Origin of the sequence: Novosphingobium mathurense (assembly GCF_900168325.1) — a bacterium.
GTDB classification, from domain to species: Bacteria; Pseudomonadota; Alphaproteobacteria; order Sphingomonadales; family Sphingomonadaceae; genus Novosphingobium; species Novosphingobium mathurense.
This window is the reverse complement of sequence record NZ_FVZE01000002.1, coordinates 218,132-243,099: the sequence shown is the minus strand read 5'-3', so window position 1 is coordinate 243,099 and position 24,968 is coordinate 218,132. Positions and strand designations below refer to the sequence as shown.

The 24,968-nt window shown below is 64.6% G+C and carries 25 protein-coding genes; 8 read left to right on the top strand and 17 right to left on the bottom strand.

The genetic code is table 11. The features are described from left to right. Positions 1 to 25 precede the first annotated feature (25 nt). The 9 genes from B5483_RS07975 to hisN all read right to left on the bottom strand — a co-directional run bounded on the left by B5483_RS07975 (position 26) and on the right by hisN (position 8,373). Positions 26 to 775, bottom strand: a complete 750-nt coding sequence (locus B5483_RS07975) for an SDR family NAD(P)-dependent oxidoreductase (protein ID WP_054946686.1) — start codon at positions 773 to 775, stop codon at positions 26 to 28. Positions 776 to 786: 11 nt separating this feature from the next. Continuing rightward, positions 787 to 1,677 carry an aldose 1-epimerase family protein gene (locus B5483_RS07970; RefSeq protein WP_139383938.1) on the bottom strand — a complete coding sequence of 297 codons (891 nt, stop codon included), beginning with the start codon at positions 1,675 to 1,677 and terminating at the stop codon, positions 787 to 789. 23 nt (positions 1,678 to 1,700) lie between these two features. Beyond that, the gene (pheT, locus tag B5483_RS07965) at positions 1,701 to 4,115 is read right to left on the bottom strand and encodes a phenylalanine--tRNA ligase subunit beta (RefSeq protein WP_079730018.1); all 2,415 of its coding nucleotides are present in this window, start codon (positions 4,113 to 4,115) and stop codon (positions 1,701 to 1,703) included. Positions 4,116 to 4,132: 17 nt separating this feature from the next. Beyond that, positions 4,133 to 5,248, bottom strand: coding sequence for a phenylalanine--tRNA ligase subunit alpha (gene pheS / locus B5483_RS07960; protein ID WP_079730017.1), 1,116 nt, complete (start codon positions 5,246 to 5,248; stop codon positions 4,133 to 4,135). Positions 5,249 to 5,354: 106 nt separating this feature from the next. Beyond that, positions 5,355 to 6,224 (bottom strand): helix-turn-helix domain-containing protein, encoded by an 870-nt coding sequence (locus B5483_RS07955; RefSeq protein WP_245828892.1) that lies wholly within the window; start codon positions 6,222 to 6,224, stop codon positions 5,355 to 5,357. A gap of 170 nt (positions 6,225 to 6,394) precedes the next feature. Then, a complete protein-coding gene (gene rplT, locus B5483_RS07950) occupies positions 6,395 to 6,754 on the bottom strand; it encodes a 50S ribosomal protein L20 (RefSeq protein WP_007012840.1) in 360 nt (119 codons plus the stop codon). A 13-nt stretch (positions 6,755 to 6,767) separates the two neighbouring features. Continuing rightward, the gene (rpmI, locus tag B5483_RS07945; RefSeq protein ID WP_007012839.1) at positions 6,768 to 6,971 is read right to left on the bottom strand and encodes a 50S ribosomal protein L35; all 204 of its coding nucleotides are present in this window, start codon (positions 6,969 to 6,971) and stop codon (positions 6,768 to 6,770) included. 165 nt (positions 6,972 to 7,136) lie between these two features. After that, positions 7,137 to 7,571, bottom strand: coding sequence for a gamma-glutamylcyclotransferase family protein (locus B5483_RS07940; RefSeq protein WP_255352295.1), 435 nt, complete (start codon positions 7,569 to 7,571; stop codon positions 7,137 to 7,139). Positions 7,572 to 7,590: 19 nt separating this feature from the next. Beyond that, positions 7,591 to 8,373, bottom strand: coding sequence for a histidinol-phosphatase (gene hisN, locus B5483_RS07935; protein WP_079730015.1), 783 nt, complete (start codon positions 8,371 to 8,373; stop codon positions 7,591 to 7,593). A gap of 173 nt (positions 8,374 to 8,546) precedes the next feature. Here hisN and B5483_RS07930 point away from each other — a divergent pair, with 173 nt between their 5' ends. Next, positions 8,547 to 9,491 (top strand): helix-turn-helix domain-containing protein, encoded by a 945-nt coding sequence (locus B5483_RS07930; RefSeq protein WP_079730014.1) that lies wholly within the window; start codon positions 8,547 to 8,549, stop codon positions 9,489 to 9,491. Between the two features lie 61 nt (positions 9,492 to 9,552). Here B5483_RS07930 and B5483_RS07925 read toward each other — a convergent pair whose 3' ends face one another. Continuing rightward, positions 9,553 to 10,488 carry a ribose-phosphate pyrophosphokinase gene (locus tag B5483_RS07925; protein ID WP_054946584.1) on the bottom strand — a complete coding sequence of 312 codons (936 nt, stop codon included), beginning with the start codon at positions 10,486 to 10,488 and terminating at the stop codon, positions 9,553 to 9,555. Between the two features lie 172 nt (positions 10,489 to 10,660). Beyond that, on the bottom strand, positions 10,661 to 11,641 hold the full coding sequence (gene glpX, locus B5483_RS07920) for a class II fructose-bisphosphatase (RefSeq protein ID WP_054946583.1): 981 nt from the start codon (positions 11,639 to 11,641) through the stop codon (positions 10,661 to 10,663). Positions 11,642 to 11,767: 126 nt separating this feature from the next. Between glpX and B5483_RS07915 the strand changes: the two genes are divergently transcribed. Beyond that, positions 11,768 to 12,130 carry a hypothetical protein gene (locus B5483_RS07915; RefSeq protein ID WP_245828890.1) on the top strand — a complete coding sequence of 121 codons (363 nt, stop codon included), beginning with the start codon at positions 11,768 to 11,770 and terminating at the stop codon, positions 12,128 to 12,130. Between the two features lie 59 nt (positions 12,131 to 12,189). Here B5483_RS07915 and B5483_RS07910 read toward each other — a convergent pair whose 3' ends face one another. Both B5483_RS07910 and B5483_RS07905 read right to left on the bottom strand, forming a co-directional pair. Then, the gene (locus B5483_RS07910) at positions 12,190 to 13,497 is read right to left on the bottom strand and encodes a homoserine dehydrogenase (RefSeq protein WP_079730013.1); all 1,308 of its coding nucleotides are present in this window, start codon (positions 13,495 to 13,497) and stop codon (positions 12,190 to 12,192) included. A 125-nt stretch (positions 13,498 to 13,622) separates the two neighbouring features. Next, positions 13,623 to 14,477, bottom strand: coding sequence for a hypothetical protein (locus B5483_RS07905; protein WP_079730012.1), 855 nt, complete (start codon positions 14,475 to 14,477; stop codon positions 13,623 to 13,625). A gap of 343 nt (positions 14,478 to 14,820) precedes the next feature. Here B5483_RS07905 and B5483_RS07900 point away from each other — a divergent pair, with 343 nt between their 5' ends. The 4 genes from B5483_RS07900 to B5483_RS07885 all read left to right on the top strand — a co-directional run bounded on the left by B5483_RS07900 (position 14,821) and on the right by B5483_RS07885 (position 17,426). After that, positions 14,821 to 15,474, top strand: a complete 654-nt coding sequence (locus B5483_RS07900) for an energy transducer TonB (RefSeq protein WP_054946580.1) — start codon at positions 14,821 to 14,823, stop codon at positions 15,472 to 15,474. Between the two features lie 68 nt (positions 15,475 to 15,542). Then, positions 15,543 to 16,313, top strand: coding sequence for a MotA/TolQ/ExbB proton channel family protein (locus B5483_RS07895; protein WP_054946579.1), 771 nt, complete (start codon positions 15,543 to 15,545; stop codon positions 16,311 to 16,313). 115 nt (positions 16,314 to 16,428) lie between these two features. Beyond that, a complete protein-coding gene (locus B5483_RS07890) occupies positions 16,429 to 16,962 on the top strand; it encodes an ExbD/TolR family protein (protein WP_176167978.1) in 534 nt (177 codons plus the stop codon). A 29-nt stretch (positions 16,963 to 16,991) separates the two neighbouring features. Beyond that, positions 16,992 to 17,426, top strand: coding sequence for an ExbD/TolR family protein (locus B5483_RS07885; protein ID WP_054946577.1), 435 nt, complete (start codon positions 16,992 to 16,994; stop codon positions 17,424 to 17,426). Between the two features lie 82 nt (positions 17,427 to 17,508). Here the strand turns inward: B5483_RS07885 and B5483_RS07880 are convergent, their stop codons facing one another. Next, positions 17,509 to 19,983, bottom strand: coding sequence for a ligase-associated DNA damage response DEXH box helicase (locus B5483_RS07880; RefSeq protein WP_079730011.1), 2,475 nt, complete (start codon positions 19,981 to 19,983; stop codon positions 17,509 to 17,511). 150 nt (positions 19,984 to 20,133) lie between these two features. On the opposite strand from B5483_RS07880, the gene B5483_RS07875 reads away from it, so the two are divergent. Continuing rightward, on the top strand, positions 20,134 to 21,405 hold the full coding sequence (locus tag B5483_RS07875; protein ID WP_079730335.1) for an MgtC/SapB family protein: 1,272 nt from the start codon (positions 20,134 to 20,136) through the stop codon (positions 21,403 to 21,405). A gap of 18 nt (positions 21,406 to 21,423) precedes the next feature. Here B5483_RS07875 and pgmG read toward each other — a convergent pair whose 3' ends face one another. From pgmG to B5483_RS07860, 3 genes are read right to left on the bottom strand one after another with little or no spacing between them, the layout of a single operon-like run. Continuing rightward, complete coding sequence (gene pgmG / locus B5483_RS07870) at positions 21,424 to 22,815, bottom strand: phosphoglucomutase/phosphomannomutase PgmG (RefSeq protein WP_079730010.1); 1,392 nt, start codon at positions 22,813 to 22,815, stop codon at positions 21,424 to 21,426. Then, positions 22,812 to 23,105 carry a J domain-containing protein gene (locus B5483_RS07865; RefSeq protein WP_079730009.1) on the bottom strand — a complete coding sequence of 98 codons (294 nt, stop codon included), beginning with the start codon at positions 23,103 to 23,105 and terminating at the stop codon, positions 22,812 to 22,814. The genes pgmG and B5483_RS07865 overlap by 4 nt, the downstream gene beginning before the upstream one ends. Then, a complete protein-coding gene (locus tag B5483_RS07860) occupies positions 23,102 to 23,914 on the bottom strand; it encodes a division plane positioning ATPase MipZ (RefSeq protein WP_079730008.1) in 813 nt (270 codons plus the stop codon). Before B5483_RS07860 ends, B5483_RS07865 begins: the two co-directional genes overlap by 4 nt. A gap of 140 nt (positions 23,915 to 24,054) precedes the next feature. Here B5483_RS07860 and panC point away from each other — a divergent pair, with 140 nt between their 5' ends. Beyond that, a complete protein-coding gene (gene panC / locus B5483_RS07855) occupies positions 24,055 to 24,912 on the top strand; it encodes a pantoate--beta-alanine ligase (protein ID WP_079730007.1) in 858 nt (285 codons plus the stop codon). Positions 24,913 to 24,968 lie beyond the last annotated feature (56 nt).

The window sequence follows — 24,968 nt, the reverse complement described above, 5'->3', positions numbered from 1 at the left end:
GCGCCTAACCGCAACTTTCGTGCGCTTACCCTTCGCGGGCGACCTGGAAGCCGGCGAAGGACTGATTGACCGGCATCAGCTCCAGGGCATTGATATTGACGTGCGGCGGCTGGCTGGCGACCCACAGCACGACGTCAGCGATATCCGCCCCCGTCAACGGGTTCACGCCGGCATAAAGCCGATCCGAGGCGTCCTGATCCCCGCCCGTGCGAATGACAGTGAACTCGGTCTCGACCATGCCCGGCTCGATCGAGGTGACCCGCACCCCGGTGCCCGAGAGGTCCGAGCGCAGGCCCAGCGAGAATTGACGTACGAAGGCCTTCGTGCCGCCGTAGACGTTGCCACCGGTGTAGGGATAGGTCGCCGCAACCGAGGAAAGGTTCACGATCACCGCCTTGCGCGCGATCAGCCCGGGCAGCAGCTTGTGGGTGAGCGAGACCAGCGAGGTCACGTTGGTCTCGATCATCGTCTTCCATTCATCGAGATCGGACTTCTGCGCGGGCTGGGTACCGAGCGCGAGCCCGGCATTGTTCACGAGGCAGTCGATCTGCGCGAATTCTTCGGGAAGCGCGGCCAAGGCGGCATCGCGGGCCGCTTCATCGCGCACATCGAAAATGCAGGGGTGGACATTGTCCGCGCCCAGTTCGCCCACCAATGCGGCGAGCCGCTCCGCCCGGCGACCGGTTGCCACCACGCGCCACCCGGCCTTCACGAAGGCGCGGGCACAGGCTTCGCCGATACCGGCCGTGGCACCGGTGACGAGAACGGTCTTCATCTTGATCTCCTTCAATCGGCCGTCAGGACGGTCACGTCCATGCGGAACGAACGGCTGGCGCCGGGTTCGAGTTCAACGATTCCAGGCTTGCTCCGGAAATCGCCGGCGTATCCCACCGGATCGGCGTGGCCCTGCCAGGGCTCGATGCACAAGTAGCGCGCGCCCGGTTTCTGCCAGATCCCCAGCATCGGCGTATCGGGAAAGGCGATGGCCAGCTGGGAACCGCCGGGCGTCCCGAAAGTCAGCGAGCGGCTCGTCGGCGCGTCCCAGATCATCGCGTCCGGCTCGAACAGCGCGGCGTCGAGTTCCAGATGGTGCCCTTCCACCGGGGTTTCGAAGGCTTCCGACAGAAGCAGGCCGCTCGACGGATCGATTCGCCGGATCGGCTGCGGCTCGGGCTCGGCGAACACGATGACGTGATCGGCCTTTTCCGACCCGCCGGGCAGCGGCCAGGCGAAGGCGGGATGATAGCCGAAACTGAAGGGCAGCGACGCATTGCCGGCGTTGCGAACCGTCGTCGCCATATGCAGCGTCATGCCTGTCAGATGGAACTCCACCTCCAGCGCAAAGGCGAAAGGATAGACCGCGCGGGTTTCATCGCTGTCCGTCAGGCGAAAGCGGGCGCGGCTTTCATCCGCCTCGATAACTTCGAACAGGGAATTTCGAGCGAAGCCGTGCTTGGGCAAGGCAAATTCCTGCCCGTCGAGCAGGTACCTGTCGCCATTGAGGGCGCCGACAATGGGGAACAGGAGCGGAGCATGGCCGCCCCAGAACGCCGGGTCTGCGTCGGTCATGAACTCGCGCCCGAGCGCGTCGGTCAGCGACCAGAGTTCGGCCCCGAAGGGATTGATCCGGGCGGTCAGATCGCCGGAACCGATAGTCAGCAATTCCACTTCCGGCACCGGCGATCTCCTGTCCTGGTCGGTCAGCCGCGCAGCACGGCCCCGAGCTTGGCGGCAGCGGCGGTCACCTTGTCGGCAATCGCCTTGAGGTCTTCTTCCTTGTAGCTCTTTTCCTGCGGCTGGAGCGTCACTTCAAGGGCCAGCGACTTCTGGCCCTCGGGAACGCCGGCGCCGCGGAAATCGTCGAAGAGGCGGGCCGAGACGATGTTCGCCTTGTCCGCGCCCTGCACCAGCCGCACGAGATCGCCCGCCGGCGTCTCAAGCGGAACGAGGAAGGCAAAGTCGCGCGTGATCGCCTGCAGCGCAGGCGGCGCATACTTGATCCGGGCGAAGCTGGCCGCGCCCTTCTTTGCCGGGATGGCATCGAGATAGATCTCGGCCAGGGCCACCTGCCCATCGATGTCGAATTGCTTCGCCACCTTGGGATGGATCATGCCGAAGCGCGCCAGCACGTTCTTGGGCCCGAGGCGCAGCGTCGCCGACTGCCCGGGATGGAACTGCGGCCCGGCCTCGCCCATGACCTGGAGCTTCTCGACAGGGGCGCCCGCCTCGGCGAGCAGCGCCAGCACTTCACCCTTGGCGTCGAAGGCGTCGAAAGCCGTCGCCTTGCCCGTTGCCCAGCCACGCGACGCCTTCTCGCCAGCAAGCACGACGCCGAGGGTCAGGCGCTCGTCGCTCATGCCCGCCTGGCCCCGCAGATAGCGGCGGCCGATCTCGAACAGGCGCAAGCTGGCCGCGCCGCGGTCGAGGTTGCGACGCGCAGCGGAAAGCAGGCCCGGCAGCAGCGAGGGACGCATGACCTTCATGTCTTCGCTGATCGGGTTCGACAGGGTCCACAGGGCCCCTTCGCCATGGGCAAAGGCCGCGGCTTCTGCTTCGGGAAGGAACGACCAGGTCACCGCCTCGTGCATGCCGCGCGCAGCAGCGGCGCGGCGAACGCGGCGCTCCAGCTTCTGCATGGCCGTGGCAGTCGGCAGGGCGACGCCATCGGCACGCGGCAGGGCAACGCTTTCCACCTTGTCTAGCCCGTGGATGCGCACCACTTCCTCGACGATGTCGGGCGCGCCGTCGATGTCCGGACGCCAGCCCGGGACGGTCACGGCCCAGGCCTTGTCGAAATTCGTTTCCTCGGCGACTACCGAGAAGCCCAGCGCCTCAAGGATGCGCTGCTGCTCTTGGGGCTGTACCGCAACGCCGCCGAGCTTCTCGGTCAAGCCGGGCTCGAAATGGACGATCTTGGGCGAAGCCGGCGCCGCACCGGCGCGAACCACGTGCGAAGCCTCGCCGCCGCAGATCATCTGGATCAGCACAGTCAGGAAATCGAGACCGGTGTCGAGGAACTGCGGATCGATGCCCCGCTCGAAGCGGCTGCGCGCATCCGAGGTGAGATTGAGCATGCGCCCCGTCTTGGCAATGCGAACCGGATCGAAATAGGCGATCTCGAGCAGGACGTCGGTCGTCTCGTCGGAACATCCCGAATGCTCGCCGCCCATGATGCCGGCGATGTCGTGCACGCCGTTGTCGTCGGCGATCACGGTCATCTCGCCATCGAGCGTGTAGCTCTTCTCATTCAGCGCAACGACGGTCTCGCCATCGCGGGCCCGGCGGGCGACCACGGGACCCGACAGCTTGGCCAGATCGTAGGCATGGGCCGGACGACCATGGCCGAGCATCAGGTAATTGGTGATGTCTACCAGTGCCGAAATCGGACGCTGGCCTGCCGAGAGCAGCTGGTCCTGCAGCCACTGGGGCGACGGGCCGTTCTTCACACCCTTGATCACGCGGCCGTAGAAGGCCGGGCAGCCATCAGGATCGTCAGTACGGATTTCGACCGGGCACGGGAAAGTGCCTTCGACGTGCTCCACCCTGATCGGCTTGAGTGTGCCGAGGCCGGCCGCAGCCAGGTCGCGGGCAATGCCGAAGAGACCCATGCAGTCCGGCCGGTTGGGGGTGATTGCCACTTCGATGATCGGGCTCGCGCCGTGATAGGCGGCGAAATCGGTGCCGACCGGCGCGTCTTCGGGCAGCTCGATGATCCCATCGTGGTCTTCACCCAGCTCCAGCTCGCGCGTGGAGCACATCATGCCGTTCGATTCGACGCCGCGCACGGCGGAAACCTTGAGGACCATGCCGTTGGCGGGAACCGTCGCACCGGGCAGGCCCAGTACGCCGATGAGCCCGGCACGCGCATTCGGGGCACCGCAGACGACCTGGATCGGATCGCCCTCGCCGGTATCGACCGTGAGCACCTGCAGCTTGTCGGCATCGGGGTGACGCGCAGCGGTCAAAACCTTGGCGACGCGAAAGCCGGCGAGCCTAGCGGCAGGGTCCTCGATGCCTTCGACTTCAAGGCCGATGGCATTGAGCGTGGCCGCCACTTCGTCGACGGTCGCTTCGGTTTCGATGTAGCGCTTGAGCCAGGCGAGCGAGAATTTCATGTGTTCTTTCCTTCCGCTCAGGCCGGGGTACCGACGCCACCCGAAAGGGTCGGCACGTCGAGGGCGGAGAAGCCGTAGTGAGAGAGCCAGCGAACGTCGCCGTCGAAGAAGGCGCGCAGGTCGTCCATGCCGTACTTCAGCATGGCGAGTCGGTCGACGCCGGTACCGAAGGCAAAGCCCTGCCATTCGTCGGGATCGAGCCCGCCGGCCTCGATGACGCGGCGATTGACCATACCCGAGCCCAGCACTTCCATCCAGGCATGGCCCGGCGCATCGCCCGATCCGCCCACGACGCGGCGACCGCCCTCGTAGGCATAACCCACGTCGACTTCGACCGAGGGTTCGGTGAAGGGGAAGTAGCTGGGACGCAGGCGCAGCACGATATCGTCACGTTCGAAGAAGGCCTTGAGGAAGGTTTCCAAGGTCCACTTGAGGTGCCCCAGGTGGATGCCCTTGTCGATGACGAGGCCCTCGATCTGGTGGAACATCGGCGTGTGCGTGGCATCGCTGTCGGAACGATAGACGCGCCCCGGCGCGATGACGCGCAGCGGTGCCCCGCCAGGATTGTGCTTCACCACATCGAGCATCGAACGGATCTGCACCGGCGAGGTATGCGTGCGCAGCAGCATCTCGCGCCCGCCTTCGTTGCGGTCGGGGAAATAGAAGGTGTCGTGCATAGCGCGCGCCGGATGGCTTTCGGGCATGTTGAGCGCGGTGAAGTTGTGCCAGTCGTCTTCGATCTCGGGACCGGTGGCAACGGCAAAGCCCATGTCGGCGAAGACTTCCGCCAGTTCGTCCATCACCTGCGAGACCGGGTGTACCGATCCGCGCGGCTGCTCAGGCGCGGGCAGCGAAAGGTCGATGGTCTCGGATTCGAGGCGGGCATCGAGCGCCGCGGTTTCCAGCGCGTCCTTGCGTGCGGTCAGCGCCTCGGTAACGCTCTCGCGCAGACCGTGGATCCTGGGGCCTTCGACCTTGCGTTCATCGGGGCTCATCTTGCCCAGGGTCTTGAGCAGGCCCGAGATCGAGCCTTGCTTACCCAGAAATTCGACGCGCAGCGCCTCCAGCGTATCGAGATCGGATGCCCCCGCTATCCGCGAGAGCGCCTCCTGGCCGGTTGCTGCGTAGTCCACGTGTCGTCTGCCTGCTGCTTTGCTGGTATCGAGCCGCGGTCCTTAGGCAGGTCAGCCGCGAATCGCAACGAAAGAGCAGGATAGCGCGGCGCGAAGGCGCAATTCTTCACAGCGCGGGCTTGATCTCGCGCCAGCCCGCACCTTGCTGCAGTTCGCGCGCGACTTCGCGGGAATAGCGCGTCCGCTCGCGAATGATCGGCTCGACGACCGGCTTGGCAAGCTGCCCGTATTCGGACGGGGTCATGCCCATGAACTCGCGGAAGTCTCGAACGAACTGCGCCTGGTCGTGATAGGCGGCGTCCATCGCCCCCATCCACTTGAGCGTCGGGTCGACGGTGAAGTCGATCAGGCTGCGCAGGAAGCGCTGACGACGCAGGAGCGTCTTGGGTGAGAACCCGAAGGCGCGCTGGCACAATCGCTCCAGCGTGCGGCGGCTGACGCCCGAACGGTCGACCAGTTGCGGCACCGTCTCGATATCCGGATCGTAAAGCGCTTCGTAGACTTCGGCGATGCTGCGGGCGGAAGGATCCTGCAGCGGCTCGAGTCCATCGAAAAATCGGGTCAGGCGGTCCAGTTCGCCCTGCCGGTCGGGCACGGGTCCGAACAGTGTCTGCGCCAATGGCCTGAACTTGGCGAAGGCGGGATGGGTCATGCCATCGGCCAGCCGGTTGGCATAGGCACGCGCGGGCTCTCCGATCAGCAGCGCCCAGCCCAGTGGATGGAGCAGCACGCCCCACTGGCGAATGGTCCCTGTCCGCAGGTACGCCTCCTGCGAGCGTGGCCCCGAGACGGAAAACGTCGCCGTGCCGAGCGATTGCCCCTCGCGCGTCATGCCGCCGACGAGCGGCACATGATTGAACCGCAGGGTTGCCCAGTCGGGAAACATGAAGTCTTCGACGAAACCATCGCCATCGACTTCGATCTCAATCAGGAAAACCCCGGCGAAATAGCGCTGCAACCTCGGAGAGGTGCTCATGTATTCCGCAGACACCTTGCAGGACGGGGGCATCCTTTCAAGCTCCTAACTGGAACAGCGAACTTAATGCAAAGTTCTGCGCACGCAAGAAAATGGGCGCGGATTCATGCATCCGCGCCCATTCCTGATCTCGGTCCGGGCTGTCGGGCCCGGGCGGAAAGCGGTTCCGATCAGGCCGGAAGCGCTTCCTTCGCCTGCTTGATCACCGCCGAGAAAACCGAACCCTCGTTCATGGCGAGGTCGGCCATCGTCTTGCGGTCGAGTTCGATCCCGGCGAGCTTGGCGCCGTGGATGAACTGCGAGTAGGTCAGGCCTTCGGCGCGGACGGCAGCGTTGATACGCTGGATCCAGAGCGCGCGGAAAGTCCGCTTCTTAACCTTGCGGTCGCGATAGGCGTACTGGCCGGCCTTTTCGACGGCCTGGCGAGCGACGCGGATCGTATTCTTGCGGCGGCCGCGGTAGCCCTTGGCCTGGTCCAGAATACGCTTGTGCTTGGCGCGGGTGGTTACACCCCTCTTGATACGGCTCATCGGTCAGTACTCCTCAGTTGAGCCCGTAGGGCGCCCACTTCTTGATCGTCTTGGCATCGGCGTCGGAAATGACCTCGGTGCCGCGATTCTGGCGGATGTACTTGCCGTTATGGCTGATCAGGCGGTGACGCTTGCCGGCAACGCCGTGCTTCACCTTGCCGGTGGCGGTGAGCTTGAAGCGCTTCTTGACGCCGCTCTTCGTCTTCAACTTGGGCATTTTCGACTCCTTTTCAGGGACACGTCGCACCAGCCGTGGCAGCCCTTCATGGCCAGACCAGCACGCCGAATCCCCGTTGTGGAGATTCGACCGCGTCGATTGAAGGTCGCGCCCTTAGTGGGAAGTCCGCCGCAAGGCAAGCGCGAAGAGGCGCCAGACCGACGTTCACACCCCGTTACGCAACGTGGTGAAAGCACTCGACCGGCTCTCCTTGAGCCATGCGAGGAAATCACCGCCGACTATCGGGCGAGCATGAGCGGGAAGCGGGATCCGCCAGAGATAGACCTGCGCCGCGATTCGCAATCCCTGGTCGGTGCGCACCGGCATCGCCGCGCGGCGGTATTCCCTGCCTTCATAACGATCGAGAATGGACAATTCGCCTGCCGCCAGTTCAAGGTCGCACAAGGTGCCGCGCACGCGTTGCGCGGATGCCGCCGGAACCAGAGCGGGAAACCAGCCACTGCTGACGCGAATCGCATGAATCCGTCCGGGAACGCTGGCTTCTGCGCTTGCCCCGCAGCGCGCCGCGATCCATTCGCCCATGCGGGTTCCCGCGTGGGGCTGAAGCGTACCGTAAACGAATAATCGCAGCCGCGTCACCGCTTCGGGCCGTCACCGATCAGTGATGGCAAGCCAGCGCTTCCACGACGTCTTCCAGTCGCGCCGGATCGCCGATCGCAAGGACTTCACCGCCCGAGGCGGCGTGAAGCGGCTCACCGTTCCAGTCGCACATCGTCCCGCCCGCCCCTTCGACGATCGGCACGAGAGCAGCCCAATCGTGCAGCTTCAACCCGGCCTCGCAGACGAGATCGATCTGCCCCGAAGCAAGCAGGCCATAATTATAGCAGTCCCCGCCCATCATCATCCGGCGATGGTCGGTGCGGGCGGCAAGGGCCATGAAGTGGTCGCCCTGATGGTCGTCGAAATATTGCGGGCCAGTCGTCGCCAGCATGGCATCGGAGAGTTGGCGGCAGGTCCGGGTGCGCACCTCGCGTCCATTGAACGTGGTCGCCATGCCGCTGGCGCCCACCCAACGCTCACCGAGAATCGGCTGATCGATCACGCCCATCACGGGCCAGCCGTCGACCAGCAGGGCGATCAGGGTGCCGAAGATCGGCCGACCCGCGATGAACGAGACGGTGCCGTCGATCGGGTCGAGCACCCAGGTCCGGCCCGATGTTCCGGCTTCGGTGCCGAATTCCTCGCCGACGATCTCGTCGCGCGGCACTTCCGCCTTGAGGATCCGGCGCATCGCCTCTTCGGCGGCGCGGTCGGCCACCGTTACCGGTGAGGCATCATCCTTGCGCTCGGCATTGAGTCCGGAACGAAAGTGCGGGCGAATCGCATCGCCGGCGGCATCCGCCAGACGCAGGGCAAGGGCGAGGTCCTGATCGATCTTCATGGGCACCCTCTGCCTGCAGCTTTCCGGACTGGTCAAGCGGCAATATGTTAACTGCAGTACCTGTAAGAAAATTGCAGGTCGGCTAAAAGGAATGTATGAATTTCCTACATTGCGACACTTGGAGCGACATTGTATTTCATGGTTAAGGGGTTTTAACTTAACGAAAGAGGGGCATGCATCGCAAGAAACGTCCGGCCGTGGACTCGTCCATAGCGTCGGAACAGGGGATGACTAGTGGAGGCCAACCCCTTTCCTATAACCGGGCACCTGCACCGGACCTGGCCCCGTGGGTAGGTCGCCTGTACGTGACCAAAGTAACCGCACCTGAGGACTATCGGTTGTCCTGCGGGCTGTTCAACGACACCGCCTGCGTGCGTATCCAGCTTGCCGGCGACTGGAGGGCGGTGACGGCTACAGGCCCCGAACATTTCGGCAAGGCTGCACTATTTTTCGGCCCTCAGTCGCGGCGCATGCCCGTTTCGGTAACGGGCAGCTTCACAAGCGTCGGCCTTGCCTTGCGCCCGGGTGCCTGCCTCACGCTGCAGGGCCTGCACGTGCGCGAATTCGTGGACCGGCTGGTCGTGACCGATGCGGTCAAAACGCCCTCGGCCAACATCCTTTCACGCATCGATCCGGATGGAACCCCGGAAGACTGGCTGCAGGGACTGGAAGAGATGATTCGGCAGCGAATCGCTCAGATCGACGCAAAGCAGCCCGATCCGATCATCTCCCGCTTCGAAGAGCTGGCGTTCAGCAATCCCAACATCACCGTCGCCCAGGCGGCGCGCGATTGCGGCGTCGAACGCCGCAAGCTCGAACGCATGGTCAGCCGTGACTTCGGCATGTCACCCAAGCAGGTCTTGCGCCGCGCCCGCGCGCTCGACATGGCAAGCTACCTGCGCGGCGTGGCGGACAGGAACGAGGGCGACGAGATCACCCTGCGCTATTACGATGAAAGCCACCTCATCCACGAATTCACCGAACTGTTCGGAATGTCGCCGCGCCAGTTCCAGAGCACGCCGCAGCCGATCCTGACCCTGGCCCTCGAATCGCGGCAGGCCCGCAGGCTGGAAGCGCTCAAGCGGCTCCAGCCCGGAGAAGACAGACCCTGGGCGTGACGAGCCGGACGCCACACTCGCAGCGCCAGCCCTTCATCGTTTGATTGGAAGCGGATCCAGCTCAGTCGAAGAGGCTGGAAACCGAGCTTTCGTCAGCGATACGGCGAATCGCCTCGCCGATCAGCGGCGCGATGGTCAGGATGCGGATGCGATCCGATTCGCGGGCGGCCTCGGTGGCCTGAATCGAATCGGTGATCACCAGTTCCTTGAGCGCCGAATTGTTCACGCGCGAAACCGCCGCACCAGAGAGCACACCGTGGGTGATGTAGGCGGTGACGCTGACCGCGCCCTCGTCCATCAGCGCCTGCGCGGCATTGCACAGGGTGCCGCCCGAATCGATGATGTCGTCGATCAGGATGCAGGCGCGGCCCTTGACGTCGCCGATGATGTTCATGACCTCGGACTGGCCCGGACGATCGCGCCGCTTGTCGACGATGGCCAGCGGCGCATTGTCGAGACGCTTGGCCAGCGCGCGGGCGCGGACCACGCCGCCGACGTCAGGCGAGACCACCATCAGCGACTGGTCGCCGTAGCGGGCCTGGATATCGGCCGCCATGACCGGCGCTGCGAAGAGGTTGTCGGTCGGGATATCGAAGAAGCCCTGGATCTGACCGGCGTGCAGGTCGACCGAGAGGACGCGGTCGGCGCCGGCTTCGGTGATCAGGTTGGCAACGAGCTTGGCCGAGATCGGCGTGCGCGGTCCGGGCTTGCGGTCCTGGCGGGCATAGCCGAAGTAGGGAACGACAGCCGTGATCCGCTTGGCCGAAGCGCGGCGCAGCGCGTCGATGCAGATCAGCAGTTCCATCAGGTTGTCGTTCGCCGGGAAGCTCGTCGGCTGGACGACGAAGACATCTTCGCCGCGCACGTTCTCATGGATTTCGACGAAGATTTCCTCGTCGGCGAAGCGCCGGACGCTGGCATCGGTTAGCGGCAACTCCAGATAGCCCGCGATAGCGCGCGCAAGCGGAAGGTTGCTGTTGCCGGACATGATCTTCATCGCGAATCCCCGAGACGGCCGATAGTTTTTGGGCTGATGGCGCAGGCCTCTAGCCATGCGTCATGCGATTGCAATAGAGCGCGGCAGGTTTTTCTCCCCCGCCACAAGCGGTAAGGCCGGACCCGCACCAACGGACCCGGCCCTAACTGCCTGAATCGTCTGGACGAGGCGATCAGTGGCGGTGTTCGCCCTTGATCCAGCGCACCGTTCCCGAACTTGCGCGCATGACGACGCTTTCGGTTGTCATCTTGCCGCCCTTGAGGCGCTTCACGCCATCGAGCAGCGAACCGCTGGTCACGCCGGTCGCCGCGAAGATGCAGTCGCCCTTGGCCAGTTCGTTAAGCGCGTAGACCTTGTTCAGGTCCTCGATCCCCCATTTGCGCGCACGGGCCCGCTCATCGTCATTACGGAACAGCAGGCGCCCCTGCATCTGCCCGCCCACGCAGCGCAGCGCAGCAGCGGCCAGCACGCCCTCGGGCGCACCACCCGAACCCATGTAGACGTCGATCGTGGTCGTCTCGTCGGTAACCGCGATCACGCCGGCGACATCGCCATCGGGGATGAGCTGGATGCCGCAACCGATCGCGCGCAGTTCCTCGATCAGGTCGGCATGGCGCGGTCGGTCGAGCACGCATACGATGATCTCGTGAGGATCGACGCCCTTGGCCGCGGCGATCGACTTGATGTTCTCGGTCGGCGTCTTGTTGAGGTCGATCACGCCCTCCGGATAGCCCGGCCCTACCGCCAGCTTGTCCATGTAAACATCGGGCGCGTTGAGCAGGCCGCCTTCTTCGGCGGCAGCCAGCACCGCCAGCGCATTCGGCCCGGCCTTGGCCGTGATCGTCGTGCCTTCCAGCGGGTCGAGCGCGATGTCGATCTTCGGCCCCCGGTCAGGTGCACCGCCGACCTTCTCGCCGATGAAGAGCATGGGAGCCTCGTCCCGCTCTCCCTCACCAATCACGACAGTCCCGTCGATATAAAGTTCGTCAAAAGCCTTGCGCATGGCCTCAACGGCGGCATGATCGGCAGCTTTCTCGTCACCGCGACCAATTAGTTCAGACGCGGCAATGGCCGCTGCCTCAGTAACGCGCACCATTTCGAGAACGAGAACGCGATCGAGAACTTTACTTGCAGGAGTTTTCTTGTCGGACATGTTCACTCCGGATTAATCCGAGGAGGAAAGGTTCGGACCGCTTAGACAGAGGAATTGGAATTGTCGAGAAGGTGGCCTTTCGTTTTCGCGCTGGTTGCATTTGCGCCCATCCCGGCAATGGCACAGGTGAGCGACGCTGATCGGGAACTGGCGGAAAGGATGATGGCGGGCGGCCGCGTGACGCCGGACAAGCTGACCAATCGCTGCACTGCGCCGGAGCGGCGGGGCGACATCGTCGTCTGCGCGCCCAAGCAGGACGAATTTCGCATGCCGTCCACCGCCGAGAGCGATCCCAATTCGAAGGAAGCATTGAACGACGGCCAGCTTCGCCCGCCCGATGTTGCCGGAAACGGCATCTTCAAGGGCAAGGCGACGATGGGCTTCGGCAGAGTGACCCAACCCTACATCATCGACCTTTCATCGATCCCCGAAGCCCCGGAAGGATCGGATGCCGACAAGATCGCCAAGGGCGAGATGCGCGCCGACTGACCCCGAGACGGAGGATCGGGCCGCAGAACTGCGCCCGATCCCTTGCTCGGGCTGCGCGATCAGTTGGCGATGATCTGCATGACCAGCGGCTGGCCCGCGAGGCTGTCCGATCCGTCCAGAATGCGCATGGCCTCTGTGACTGCCGATTCCGGTCCCTCGTGCGTGACGACGGCGATGATGACTTCACCCGCATCGTCCGAAGGAGCCTTCTGGATCAGGCTTTCGATGGAAACGCCTGCATCGCGCATAGCCGCCGTGATCTCGGCAAGAACGCCAGGGCGGTCGTGGACGATGAAGCGAAGGTAGGACCGGCTGTTGCGGTGACCGGTCGGTGCCGGAGCGATATCTTCAAGCTCGTTCGCCGGCATCGAGAAGGCCGCGCCCTTTTCGCCACGCGCGATGTCGATGATGTCGGCGACCACGGCGCTCGCAGTCGGCCCGTCACCGGCGCCGGCGCCCTGAAACAGCAGGCGGCCCATGAAGTTGCCCTCGGCGACTACGGCGTTCGTAGCCCCGTCGACATGCGCGAGCGGGTGGTCGATCGGAACGAGATGCGGCCGCACCCGCTGGAAGAGACCGACTCCGCCATCGAGGCGGTCGATCTCGGCCATGCCGATCAGGCGGATGACGTAGCCCAGCGAACGGGCCTGCTCGATGTCCGCAGCCTTGACCGGCGAGACGCCCATGGTCTCCACGGCGTCGAAACGCAGGCGCGAACCGAAGGCGATGGCGGCAAGGATCGACAGCTTGTGTGCAGCATCGATGCCTTCGATGTCGAAGGTCGGATCGGCTTCCGCATAACCCAGGCGCTGCGCTTCCTCGAGAACATCGGTGAAGTCCCGGCCGGTATCCTCCATGGTGGAGAGGATGTAATTGCAGGTGCCGTTGAGAATGCCGTAGACGCGCTCGATCTCGTTGGCTGCGGCGCCTTCGCTCAGGCCCTTGATGACCGGGATGCCCCCGGCAACCGCCGCTTCGAACTTCAGGGCCACGCCGGCGGCTTCGGCAGCCGAAGCCAGCTCAAGTCCGTGATGGGCAATCATCGCCTTGTTGGCAGTGACCAGGCCCTTGCCATTACCGATCGCCTTGCGTGCGAGAGACAGCGCCGGACCATCCGAGCCGCCCACCAGCTCCACGACGACATCGACGTCATCGCGTGCCGCAAGTGCTGCGGGATCGTCTTCCCAGACATACTGCGTCAGGTCGACACCGCGATCCTTGGTGCGGTCGCGCGCACTGACCGCGGCAATGCGAATCGGACGCCCTGCACGGCGGGCAATAAGCTCCGCATTGGTCTCGATGAGACGGACGACGCCGGTACCGACGGTACCCAGGCCTGCAAGTGCGATATTGAGCGGTTCTACCATGGACTTCCCTTTCGGGAGCGCGCCCTAGGCGAGGCGGGGCGGAATTGCCAGTACATTCCCGCGCCAACCGTCAATCTTGCCGCAAGGCGACCCTGTTGAAGGCGCCCCGCATCCACGCCGCCCCTTCAGTTCCCCTGACCCAATGTGCGGCGGCACACGCCGAGTTCGCCCAGAACCATCCGGTAGTCGGATTCGGCCTGTCGGCGCGCCGCGAAGCTTTCGGAAACATTGGACTTGGGCGACAGCGTGTTCGGCAGGAAACAGGCGAGGCGGTACCATTCGAGCGTGTCGCGCCTGGGCGGATTGCCGACATCGGCGATCAGCTCGGAAAAGGAGGCCCCCCAGACCGGCGGCTGTCCGGGCTCATGGCGCACGGTGATCGAGGCTGCCGAGCCATCCTTGGTCGAGAGGAAGATCTGGGTCTCCCCCTGCCCGGCCAGCGTTCCCGGCACGTAGAGAATTTCGCGAACCCCGGTCACCTTCGCAGGAGCATCGGGCGCGACGAGGGCCTGGAGCACGCGGCGGACTTCGGCATCGGCCTCCGGCGTCCAGAGCTGCTGTGCCTCGGGCGACACAAGCTGGATCTCGCCGGGCCTTCCCTTTACCGCACGTGCGAAGAGCAGGACGTCCTGCTTCTTGAGGCTGGGTGCCTTGCCGCGCGCATCGAGCGGGAGGTCGACGAGGTACGCGACTGATTCGCCGAGCGGCGTCGAACCGGTCAGCAGCGCCTTCGTATCGGCCTGAACATAGAAGCGCGCCATGCCCGGTTTCAGGCCAGGCGCCCTCTCGTCGGCCACCCGGATCATTTTTCGAACCTGTGCATGGATCACCAGACCTGACGAATCAGCTAGGTCGGCGACGTCGGCGTAAGTAACGCCGGTGGACACTGCCGCGCTATCCTGCGCGAGTACGGGAAAAGCTTGCGAAGCGAGCAAGATCCCTGCGAACCCATTCGCAAGTACGCGCAATTTGGATGACATGGAACGGTATCTCCGTAGAAAGAACAAACTGTATAGGCCTGTCGATTGACAGGCTCAAAATCGCTTGGCGATAATTTCGTACGAACGGGGCTGAATTGACGGTTAACCTCTGTCACGCTCATAAGACATTGCGCAGGGGGGGCTTCACCGCTAATGAAGCTCGCAAAACGGGGCAAAAACAAAAAAACGCCCCTCGGCCCGGTCCCCCGTTGCACCGTCTACGGGTTAAGGGTTGTCAGCCGTCAGGGTGGGTAATTTAAGTTTCGTCATGGACTTCGCAACTGCGAAGGCCATGGTCGCCCTTGGATTCGTCCGGGGCTTGGTAATGGAGTGATGCGTCTGAATGGCTTACGCTGACCAGCAAATGAGCGGTAATAAGATTACCGCGCTTGTCATTGTCGCGCTGATCCACGTCTTCGTCGGCTATGCGCTAGTCACGGGCCTCGCCTACGAGGCGGCGAAGAAAGTCATCAATAAGGTGACTACCGTGGACATCAAGGAAGAGAAACCCAAGGAGGAAGAGCCGCCGCCGCCACCTCCGAAACAGGAAAATGTACCGCCGCCGCCCATTGTGGCGCCGCCGCCGCCGATCAACATCGCTCCGGCCCCGCCGCCGGTGCAGACCGTGATCACCCCGCCGCCGCCGCCGCCTGTGGTCATCCAGACTGCAGCACCCCCGCCGCCGCCGCCGCCGCCGTCCAAGTCCAAGGGCGCCACGCCCAAGGGCATGAACAGCTGGGCAGCCCGCATCCAGGCCAACTACCCGACCCGCGCCGCTCGTGAAGAGCGTGAAGGTCGCGTTGGCGTGCGCGTGTCCATCGGCCCGGACGGCAGGGTTACCGCATGCTCGGTAACGAGCTCGAGCGGCAGCCCGGACCTGGACGAAGCTGCATGTGACGGCATGAGCCGCTACGCACGCTTCAACCCGGCCCTCGACACCGCGGGTAATCCGACGACGGATACGTATTCGACCGCGATCGTCTACAAGCTCAACTAACTCCTGTACGGCAGGGTCCTGAGCGGACCCCGGCCAACTCCTGCATTCTTCTTGAGAGGTAAAATCGCATGCTTATCGTTGACATCCTCGCCGCTGCCGGCGAAGCCGCCGCGCCTCAGAACAAATTCGGTTTCGCTGAAGCCCTCGAGCAGGGCGGCTTCATCGCCTACGCGACCGTGATCATTCTCGGCATTATGTCCTTCGGTTCGTTCTACATCCTGTTCACCAAGTGGTTCGAACAGTCGAAGATCCTGCGCCAGTTCAACACTGTCCGCACCAGCTTCTGGAAGGCTCCCACCCTGCGTGAAGGCGCCGCCAAGCTCGAAAAGAACAGCGCATGGCGCCAGCTCGTCGACGACGGCATCGCCGCTGAAGACCAGCACGCCAAGATGACCGATTCGCTCGAAGCCCACGACTGGCTCCACGGCTCGCTCGCTCGCTCGGAATCGACCATCAACGCGCGTCTCGCTTCGGGTCTGCCGTTCCTTGCCACCGTCGGCGCGACCGCACCGTTCATCGGTCTGTTCGGTACCGTCGTCGGCATCTACCGCGCTCTGATCGCCATCGGCATCGCCGGTTCGGCCTCGATCGACAAGGTCGCCGGTCCGGTCGGTGAAGCTCTGATCATGACCGCGCTGGGTCTGCTCGTCGCCGTTCCCGCCGTTCTCGCCTACAACTACCTCCAGAGCCGCAACAAGCGCATCGCGGAAATGCTGACCGGCTTCTCGAACGACGTTCTCGCGAACATCAACTCGAAGGGCGCCGTGAAGCCCGCCATCGCTTCTGCTCCGGCCAAGGCTGCTCCGGCCAAGCCGGCTGCCGCTCCGGCCAAGTCGTAAGACGCTAGAAACGCGGCAGGTACTCAAGCTGCCGCGTTTTCGGGGCCCAAGGCGACGGAGCGATGCATGCGTGTCCGTCGCCTCCCCAGGGCAACGCTAGGATTAGGATAAGACTATGGCGATATCCACGGGCGGAGGCGGTGCAGACTCACCGATGTCCGACATCAACACGACGCCGCTCGTCGACGTCATGCTGGTGCTTCTGATCATCTTCCTGATCGCGGTTCCGGTCGCGATCCAGACGATCGAAAAGCTGCACATTCCGATCATCAAGTCGGTTGAATCGAAGGACAAGGTCGAAAACCTGCTCCTCACCGTTTCGACGACTGACGATGCCGGTCGCAACGCAGGTGAACCCGGTTACACGGGCGCATCGCGCAATGGCGAGTGCCGCGTCTACTTCAACAACATCACACCGGTCACTGCGGAAGAACTGCGCGACCGTGCCTTCAAGCGCCTCGACTCGATCGTGAAGCGCGAAGGCGGCGCCGAGGCCCTGATGAAGAATCCGGACCTCATCCCGCAGGTGCACATCCGCGGCGACGTGAACGCCCCGTGGCGGTGCGTTGCCGGTGCGATCTACAACGTCCAGATCTCGGGCTATCCGACGGTCGGGTTCATCTCGAACCCCGTCGACCCGAACGCCTGACGTTCGTAAAGGAACAGGAGTAACACCTCATGGCAATGTCAGGCGGCAAGGATGATGGCTCGCCGATGATGGAAATGAACACGACGCCGTTGATCGACGTCATGCTCGTTCTCCTCATCATGTTCATCATCACCATCCCGGTTGCGACGCACTCGATCGACATCGACCTGCCGGTTGCAACCCCTCCGACGGACACCCCTCCGCCGGTCGACCCGGTCCGCAACAAGGTTGTCCTTACCTCGGATGACAAGATCATGTGGAACGGCAACCAGATCGACGGCGCGACCCTGCAGCGCCTGCTCGCGGACACGACCAAGATCGATCCCGAGCCGGAACTGCAGTTCCAGCCGGAGCCGCAGGCCAGCTACGATCTCTCGGCCAAGGTGCTGCAGGTGATCAAGGCTTCGCAGGTCTCGAAGTTCGGCTTCGTCGGCAACGAACAGTACGCTGAATTCGGCAAGTAAGTCGAAACCGGCGGATCCATTCAGGATCACGGAAAAGGGGCGGAGAAATCCGCCCCTTTTTCTATGCGCGCATGATACGCGCTCAACCGGGCGACCTTCGAAACTGGTCCTCCAGCACCGGATCGACACGCATGGCAAGCGAGGCGAGGCTTTCCGCCTCGTGAAGCAATTCGTCATCCGCCGCTCCGGACGGCAGGTTCTCCCGCCCGATCATGGATAGCACGGGAACGGACAGCGGGCTGATCCGATCGAGCCGAATGTGATCGATCTCGCGCGCGGCCCGGTCGAGGACATCCGCCACACGCGCCACGTCGGTCATGCGCGAGCGGGCGTCGGCCCAGGCCGCCTCAAGCAGGAGGTGATCCGGCTCGTACTTGCGCAGGACATCGTAGATCAGGTCGGTCGAGAAGGTGACCTGCCGTCCCGACTTGCGCTTGCCGGGTTGCTGTCGCTCGACAAGGCCGGAAATCACGGCGACCTCTCGGAACGCCCGGCGCAGCAGATAGGACTGCTGCACCCAGTCGACGAATTCGTGGGTGAGGATGTCGGGTGAGAGCAGAGCCGCCGGATCCTCCACCGGCTCGAGGCCCCAGATGGATAGCGCATAGTCTGTCGCCACGAAGCCGAGCGGGCCCAGCCCGCGATCCTCCATGCGGCGCGTCACCAGCATTCCCAACGACTGGTTCGCCGGCCAGCCCTCGAATGTGTAGTAGGTCGTATAGGCCAGCCCGCGATGGGGAAAGCTCTCGACCAGAAGGCGCCCCGGAGCCGGCAGGTGCGAGCGCCAGTCCTGCACTTCCAGCCATTCGCGCACGTCATCGGGAAAGCGCGCCCAGCCAGCCCGGTCCGCCAGCATCTCGCGCACCCGGTCCGCCAGATGGGTCGAGATCGGCATGCGTTGCCCCATGTAGCTGGGGATCGTCGCCGAACGCTTCGCCGCCCGGACGACAAGGTCGAGATCCTTGAGCGATTCCACTTCTAGATCCATGCCGGCAAAGCGGAAGGTATCGCCGGGCTCCAGGCTGGCGCCGAACCCCTCCTCCACCTTGCCCAGCGAGCGGCCGTTACGAAAGCGCACATCCAGCATCTCGGCATCGACGATGATCCCGGCGTTGAGCCGGTGGCGCGCAGCATGCTCGGGATGGGTCAGCCGCCAGGTGCCGTCCCTCTCCTTCACGATCCGGCGGAAACGGTCGTAGGAACGCAGCGCATATCCGCCGGTCGCCACGAAATCGAGGACCCGCGCGAAGATCGTCTCGTCCACCCAGGCGTAGGCCTGGGTGGAGCGCACTTCGGACAGGACATCTTCCTCCCGGAACGGGCCGGAGCAGGCGCATGCCATGACGTGCTGGGCCAGGACGTCCAGACCGCCCGGACGGAACCCCTCGCCGTCGCGCCGTCCTTCCCTGACCGCCTCCTGCGCGGCGAATGCCTCGAAGAACTCGAAGCGGTTGCCCGGGACCAGCACGGCCTCGCTCGGGCTGTCGAGGCGGTGGTTCGCCCTGCCGATGCGCTGCAGCAGGCGCGAGGAGCCCTTGGGCGCCCCCATCTGGACGACGAGGTCGATATCGCCCCAGTCGATGCCCAAATCGAGGCTGGCCGTACAGACGAGCGCCCGCAACTCGCCTCGCGCCATCGCCCCTTCCACCTTGCGGCGTGCCTCTTTCGACAGGGAGCCGTGATGGATGCCGATGGACAGCTTGTCCTCGTTGGCGTCCCAGAGGCACTGGAAGATATACTCGGCAAGGAAGCGGGTGTTGGTGAACACCAGCGTCGTGCGATGCGCCCGGATCTTCTCGTAGAGCTGGTCGATCGCCCAGGTCGCCGCATGCCCGCTCCAGGGAATCCGCTCGTCGCGCGGAAGCAGAATGGAGACATCCGGGTCCGCGCCAGGCTCGCCCTCGACGAGCGCGACCGAATCGATGTCCCCCCACGGTGCCAGCCAGTCACGGTAGGAATCGGGGTCGGCAAGGGTCGCCGAAAGTGCTGCGCGCTGCATCCCGGGCGCAAGCGCCTGCAACCGCGCAAGCGAGAGTGCCAGCAGATCGCCGCGCTTGCCGGTGGCGAATGCGTGTACTTCGTCGATCACTACCCGCCGCAGGGTGGAGAACAGCTCCGGCGCTTCCGGATAGCTGAGCAGCAGGGACAGCGATTCGGGCGTCGTCAGCAGGACATGCGGTGGACGGGCCCGCTGCCGGGCCTTGCGGTCGGACGGCGTATCGCCACTGCGGGTCTCGATGCGGACCGGCAGCCCGATTTCCTCGACCGGGGTCAGGAGGTTGCGCTGCACATCGTGCGCCAGCGCCTTGAGCGGTGAGACGTAGAGCGTGTGGAGACCGTCGACAGGTATCGCCCCGCCCAGCCGCGAGGGACAGAAGGCCGCCAGCGTCGGCAGGAAGCCTGCAAGGGTCTTGCCCGCTCCGGTATCCGCCACCAGCAGGGCATGGCGCCCCTCGTCCGCAGCCGCCAGCATTTCGGCCTGGTGGCGCCGGACGCGCCAGCCCCGCCCTTCGAACCATTGCGCGATCTCGGGCGGGACTCCCGCTTGCTCAGTCATTCCTGGTCTGTCCCGGCTCGGCTCATCGGACCTGCAACATAGCGTTCCCCACTGAAAATGCAGCGGGAACTCGTCCGGTTCCGGCAAGCCCCCTTGCGACACATGCCGCGATCTTCGAAGAAGGCCGCAACGACGCCGCAGGGAGGTGGAATGATAGCGATTGCCGACACCGATCACCTGACGGCCGCCGGTGTCGGTCTGGCACTGGGGCTGCTCGTCGGCCTCCAGCGCGGCTGGGTCCTGCGCGACCAGCCGGAAGGCTCGCGCTTTGCCGGTATCCGTACCTTCGCCCTCATCGGCCTGGGCGGGAGCCTGGCCGGCCTGCTCTACACCAATGCCAAAGGTCCGGCCACGACGCTGCTGGTGGCGATCTGCGCCCTGGTAATCCTCGGCTACGAAAGGGCTACGCGCAGCTCCCAGCGGATCGACGGCACGTCCGGGATCGTCGCCCTGCTCACGCTCGCCTGCGGCTTTCTGGTCGGCACCGGAGAAGAATTGCTGGGCATCGCCATCGCCGTCGTGATGGTCCTGATCCTGGCCATGCGCACGCAGCTCCACGGCTGGATCCGGCATCTGAGCGAGAAGGAGATGCTCTCCATCGCGCGCTTCGCGCTGATCGCGCTCGTCATCCTTCCGCTGCTGCCCGACAAGTCCTTCGGCCCCTACGACGCATGGAACCCGCGCAAGCTCTGGCTCGTCGTCGTGCTGGTTTCGGGTTTCTCCTTCGCCGGCTATTTCGCCGCCCGCATCCTCGGCCCGACGCGCGGCATCCTCGCAACCGCGGCAGCCGGATCCTTCGTCTCCTCCACGGCGGTGACCGCCTCGCTTGCCAACAAGCTGAAGGAGGGGACGCAGGGAACCATGATCGTGGCCGCCGGGATCTCCCTGGCATCGCTGGTAATGTTCATGCGCGTGCTCGCGCTCGTGAGCGTTCTTGCCCCGCCCGCCCTGCCCGAACTGGCGCAAATCGTCGCCCCCGGCATGGTGGTGAGCCTCGTCATCGCCTTGTGGTATCTGCGGCGCGCCGCGCAGGAGAAGCGCAGCGAGGACGGTCACGACGTCGAGATGCGCAACCCCTTCGACATCGGCCCTGCCCTGCTGCTGACCGTGCTGGTCATGGTCCTGACGGTAGCTGCGCAATGGGTGCTCCAGCACTTCGGCGACAGGGAACTCGCCATCGTCCTGGCGCTCTCGGGCGCGGTGGACGTGGATTCCGCGATCATCACTCTAGGCAACTTGCCCGCAGGCACGCTGACGCCAAGGACTGCAGGTCTCGTCCTCTCCGTGCCGGTCATTCTCAACACCCTGTTCAAGGCCTTCGTCGCCAGCAGCGTCGGCGGTTGGCACAAGGGCAAGCACGGGACGCTCCCCCTGATCGCCTGCGCGATTCCCGTGACGGTGACCGCCCTGCTCCTGATCTGATCCCGCTTGCCGTGCGCCTCAGTTGTCTCGCGCAAGCCCCGATGCGGCAAGCTGCGCGTCGACTTGCGCGATAAGACGCTCCAGTCCTTGCGCCGTCGTGCTCTCGGCGCGGGCGACCAGCACGTCCTGCGTGTTTGAGGCCCGCAGCAGCCACCAGCCATCCGGGGTCCTCACCCGCACGCCATCGATGGCGATGAAATCGGCCCCCGCTTCGGCAAGCCGCTGGCGCACTTCCTCGACCGCCGCGAACTTGCGGTTCTCATCGACGTGGAAACGCAGCTCGGGCGTATTGAGCAGGTCCGGCATGGCCCCGCGCAATTCGGTGATGGAGCGGCCCAGGCGCACCGAGGCTGCCATCAGTCGGACCGCCGCATAGAGCGCGTCGTCGTAGCCATAAAAGTCATGCGCGAAGAAGACGTGGCCGCTCATCTCTCCGGCCAGCGGCGCCCCTGTCTCGGCCATTTTCGCCTTCATCAGCGAATGGCCGGTCTTCCACATCAGCGGAACCCCGCCATGGCCGGCAATCGCATCGAAGAGGGCCTGCGACGCCTTGACGTCAGCGATGACGGTCGCCCCGGGAACCAGCCGCAACAGGTCTTCGGCAAAGATCATCAGCAGCTGATCGCCCCAAATCGTTCGCCCCATTCCATCGACCACGCCGATGCGGTCGGCATCGCCGTCGAAAGCGATGCCGAAGTCCAGTCCCTCGGCCGCGACGAGCGCCTTGAGGTCGACCAGGTTGGCTTCCTCGGTCGGATCGGGATGGTGATTGGGAAAGGTCCCGTCGACCGTGGTGAAGAGCAGGAAATGCTTACCCGGCAAGCGCGCCGTCAGCTTTTCCAGTGCCGGCCCGGCAGCCCCGTTTCCGGCATCCCAGCCGATTCGCAGCGCGGACAGCGCCGCCCTCGGCACGTCGCCCAGACCCTCGACGATCCGGGCGACGTAGGCTTCCAGGACCTCGCGAGCCTCTACACGGCCGGCACCTTCGTCCCAGACCCCCGCCTGCGCCATGGCACCGAGGCGGGCGATGTCCTCTCCGAAGAACGGCTTGCCTGCCAGCACCATCTTGAAACCGTTGTGCCCGGGCGGGTTGTGGCTGCCGGTGATCTGGATGCCCGCGTCAATGTCCGCGCCAGTGGCCTCGGCAAAGTAGAGCATCGGCGTCGGCCCCAGGCCGATCTGCACGACATCGACGCCGCAGCCCGTCAGCCCCTCGACCAGCGCGGCCTCCAGCATCGGTGAACTGGTCCGACCGTCACGCCCGACCGCAACCTTGCGCCCCCCGGCGCGCCGCACGAGCGTGCCGAAGCTACGGCCGATCGCGCGGGCGTCATCGGGGCCGAGCGTCTCGCCGACCACCCCGCGAATGTCATATTCGCGCAGGATCGTCGGATCGAAGCGATGGCTCATGGCTTGGGAGTGCTGTCCTGAGGGAGATTGGCAAGCAGGATGTCGCGCGCCTCGTTGGCCTCATGAACCTTTTCGTTCGAGCCGCCCCGGTCGGGATGCACTTGCGCAACAAGCCGCTTGTGCGCCTCGAGAATGTCCTTGCGGCTGGCCCCTTCCGATACGCCCAACAGGGCCCGCGCGCGCGCGCGGGGGAAAGCCTTGCCGCTGCGCTTGCGCGATTCCCATGGCCAGCGCCCGAACGCGAGCTTCCAGGCGATGCATGCCAGCGCCGCCAGCCACAGGAATTTCATGCGTGCGACGCGAGTTCGAGTTCGCCCTTGTCGCGGACCGGCACCGGCAGGTTGAGGCCGGCAACGAGGCTGCGCAGTTCCTGCCGGGCAACGAGATGGCTGGTGCCCAGTTCGCCGAGATGGCCCTTGTCGAGCAGGGTCAGGCCGGAGGGGAACAGCTCGCGGTAGATGACGCGTTCCGAAAGGCCGCTGGCGATGCGGAAACCCACACGCTTGGACAGTTCCTTCAGGGCTTCGTCGAGACGGCGCATGTTGCGTGCCTCGACGTGCTGTACGCGGTTGCGCACCACCACCCAGTCCAGTTCGCGGCGGCCTTCCTGGATCGTCTTCAAGCCGCGCTTCTTGCGCGTTTCCCACATGAGCTCGGCATAGAAGGAGAGCTTCTTCACACGGAAGCTCTCGCTCTCCACCTGGCCGATAAGGTCGAAGTCGACGAAGCTGTCGTTCAGCGGGGTGACGAGTGTATCCGCAGTCGTCGCCACGTGGCGGGCGAAGACGTCGTCGCGACCCGGAGTGTCGAAGATCAGGAAGTCGTAACCGTCGGCGATTTCCTCGGACAGCGCGTCGAGTTCGTTGACGTCGTCGCCGTCATAGACCGCGAAGCGCGCGCCGGGCAGCGCAATCTCGCGCCGCTGTTCGGTCTCCACACGGTTTTCCAGATAGCGGAACAGGGTGCGCTGGCGCGGATCGAGATCGATCGCGGCCACTTTCGCGCCCTGATAGGCAAGGCCGATGGCTACGTGGACGGCGGTGGTGGACTTGCCGGTACCGCCCTTTTCGTTGGCGAAGACGATGCGATGCGCTGTCACGAGACCTGTGTTCGCTTTCCCTGTTGATGCGGGCTATTTACCCGGCCACCAAGTCAAATACATTGCCGCCCCCGGCGCGCTGCGGCTAATGGCCGGCGCGCCAGCCGGTCAAGGGCATCATATCGGAGCAGCCGTCAGCAATGCAAACCGTCCACAGCCTTGATCCACTACGCCGTGCAGTCGACGCTCTGCGCGCCCGTGGATCGCTCGCCTTCGTCCCGACCATGGGAGCGCTTCATGAAGGCCATCTGACACTCGTTCGCGAGGCGAAGGTCCGGGCGGACCATGTCGCCGTCTCGATCTTCGTGAACCCCCTGCAATTCGGCGCAGGCGAGGATCTCGACGCCTATCCCCGCCAGCTTGAGCGCGATTCGGCGCTGCTGGAGGCCGAAGGCGTGGACGTGCTGTGGGCGCCCACCGTCGATGTCATGTATCCGGTCGGCTTTGCCAGCAACATCTCGGTGTCCGGCGTGAGCGAAGGCTTCTGCGGCGCTTCGCGCCCCGGTCACTTCGACGGCGTCGCCACCGTCGTGTGCAAACTGTTCAACCAGGTCCGGCCCGACTTCGCGCTGTTCGGGGCCAAGGACTGGCAGCAGCTTGCGGTCATTCGCCGCATGGCCCGCGACCTCGACCTCACCCTGCCCATGGCCGATAACATCATCGGTGTGGAAACCGTGCGCGAAGCGGACGGCCTCGCGATGTCGTCGCGCAATGCCTACCTCACGCCCGAACAGCGCGCACAAGCGGCAACCCTGCCTGCCGCGATGAAGACCGCCATCGCTGCCATGGAAGCCAACGAAAGCGTCGCGGGGGTCCTTGCGCGGCTCGAGGCTACGCTGCTGTCCGGTGGTTTCTCTGCCATCGACTATGCCCGGCTCGCCGATGCCGACAGCCTCGCACCGCTCAATGCGCGCGGTGACGGGCCGATGCGCCTGCTGGTCGCAGCGAGGATCGGCAAGGCGCGGCTCATAGACAATATGGCAGTCCAGCCCCAGTAATGTGACAAAAGTCACTGAAATATACTGTTGTTGACTTCGAAATCTGGACTAAACTT

Excerpts from the sequence above, each read along its gene's own strand:
- B5483_RS07975 (WP_054946686.1), bottom strand. The coding sequence starts at position 775 with ATGAAGACCGTTCTCGTCACCGGTGCCACGGCCGGTATCGGCGAAGCC.
- pheT (WP_079730018.1), bottom strand. The coding sequence starts at position 4,115 with ATGAAATTCTCGCTCGCCTGGCTCAAGCGCTACATCGAAACCGAAGCG.
- B5483_RS07955 (WP_245828892.1), bottom strand. The coding sequence starts at position 6,224 with ATGAGCACCTCTCCGAGGTTGCAGCGCTATTTCGCCGGGGTTTTCCTG.
- rplT (WP_007012840.1), bottom strand. The coding sequence starts at position 6,754 with ATGAGCCGTATCAAGAGGGGTGTAACCACCCGCGCCAAGCACAAGCGT.
- rpmI (WP_007012839.1), bottom strand. The coding sequence starts at position 6,971 with ATGCCCAAGTTGAAGACGAAGAGCGGCGTCAAGAAGCGCTTCAAGCTC.
- hisN (WP_079730015.1), bottom strand. The coding sequence starts at position 8,373 with ATGAAGATCGATCAGGACCTCGCCCTTGCCCTGCGTCTGGCGGATGCC.
- B5483_RS07930 (WP_079730014.1), top strand. The coding sequence starts at position 8,547 with ATGCATCGCAAGAAACGTCCGGCCGTGGACTCGTCCATAGCGTCGGAA.
- B5483_RS07925 (WP_054946584.1), bottom strand. The coding sequence starts at position 10,488 with ATGAAGATCATGTCCGGCAACAGCAACCTTCCGCTTGCGCGCGCTATC.
- glpX (WP_054946583.1), bottom strand. The coding sequence starts at position 11,641 with ATGTCCGACAAGAAAACTCCTGCAAGTAAAGTTCTCGATCGCGTTCTC.
- B5483_RS07910 (WP_079730013.1), bottom strand. The coding sequence starts at position 13,497 with ATGGTAGAACCGCTCAATATCGCACTTGCAGGCCTGGGTACCGTCGGT.
- B5483_RS07905 (WP_079730012.1), bottom strand. The coding sequence starts at position 14,477 with ATGTCATCCAAATTGCGCGTACTTGCGAATGGGTTCGCAGGGATCTTG.
- B5483_RS07900 (WP_054946580.1), top strand. The coding sequence starts at position 14,821 with ATGGCTTACGCTGACCAGCAAATGAGCGGTAATAAGATTACCGCGCTT.
- B5483_RS07895 (WP_054946579.1), top strand. The coding sequence starts at position 15,543 with ATGCTTATCGTTGACATCCTCGCCGCTGCCGGCGAAGCCGCCGCGCCT.
- B5483_RS07890 (WP_176167978.1), top strand. The coding sequence starts at position 16,429 with ATGGCGATATCCACGGGCGGAGGCGGTGCAGACTCACCGATGTCCGAC.
- B5483_RS07885 (WP_054946577.1), top strand. The coding sequence starts at position 16,992 with ATGGCAATGTCAGGCGGCAAGGATGATGGCTCGCCGATGATGGAAATG.
- B5483_RS07880 (WP_079730011.1), bottom strand. The coding sequence starts at position 19,983 with ATGACTGAGCAAGCGGGAGTCCCGCCCGAGATCGCGCAATGGTTCGAA.
- B5483_RS07875 (WP_079730335.1), top strand. The coding sequence starts at position 20,134 with ATGATAGCGATTGCCGACACCGATCACCTGACGGCCGCCGGTGTCGGT.
- pgmG (WP_079730010.1), bottom strand. The coding sequence starts at position 22,815 with ATGAGCCATCGCTTCGATCCGACGATCCTGCGCGAATATGACATTCGC.
- B5483_RS07865 (WP_079730009.1), bottom strand. The coding sequence starts at position 23,105 with ATGAAATTCCTGTGGCTGGCGGCGCTGGCATGCATCGCCTGGAAGCTC.
- panC (WP_079730007.1), top strand. The coding sequence starts at position 24,055 with ATGCAAACCGTCCACAGCCTTGATCCACTACGCCGTGCAGTCGACGCT.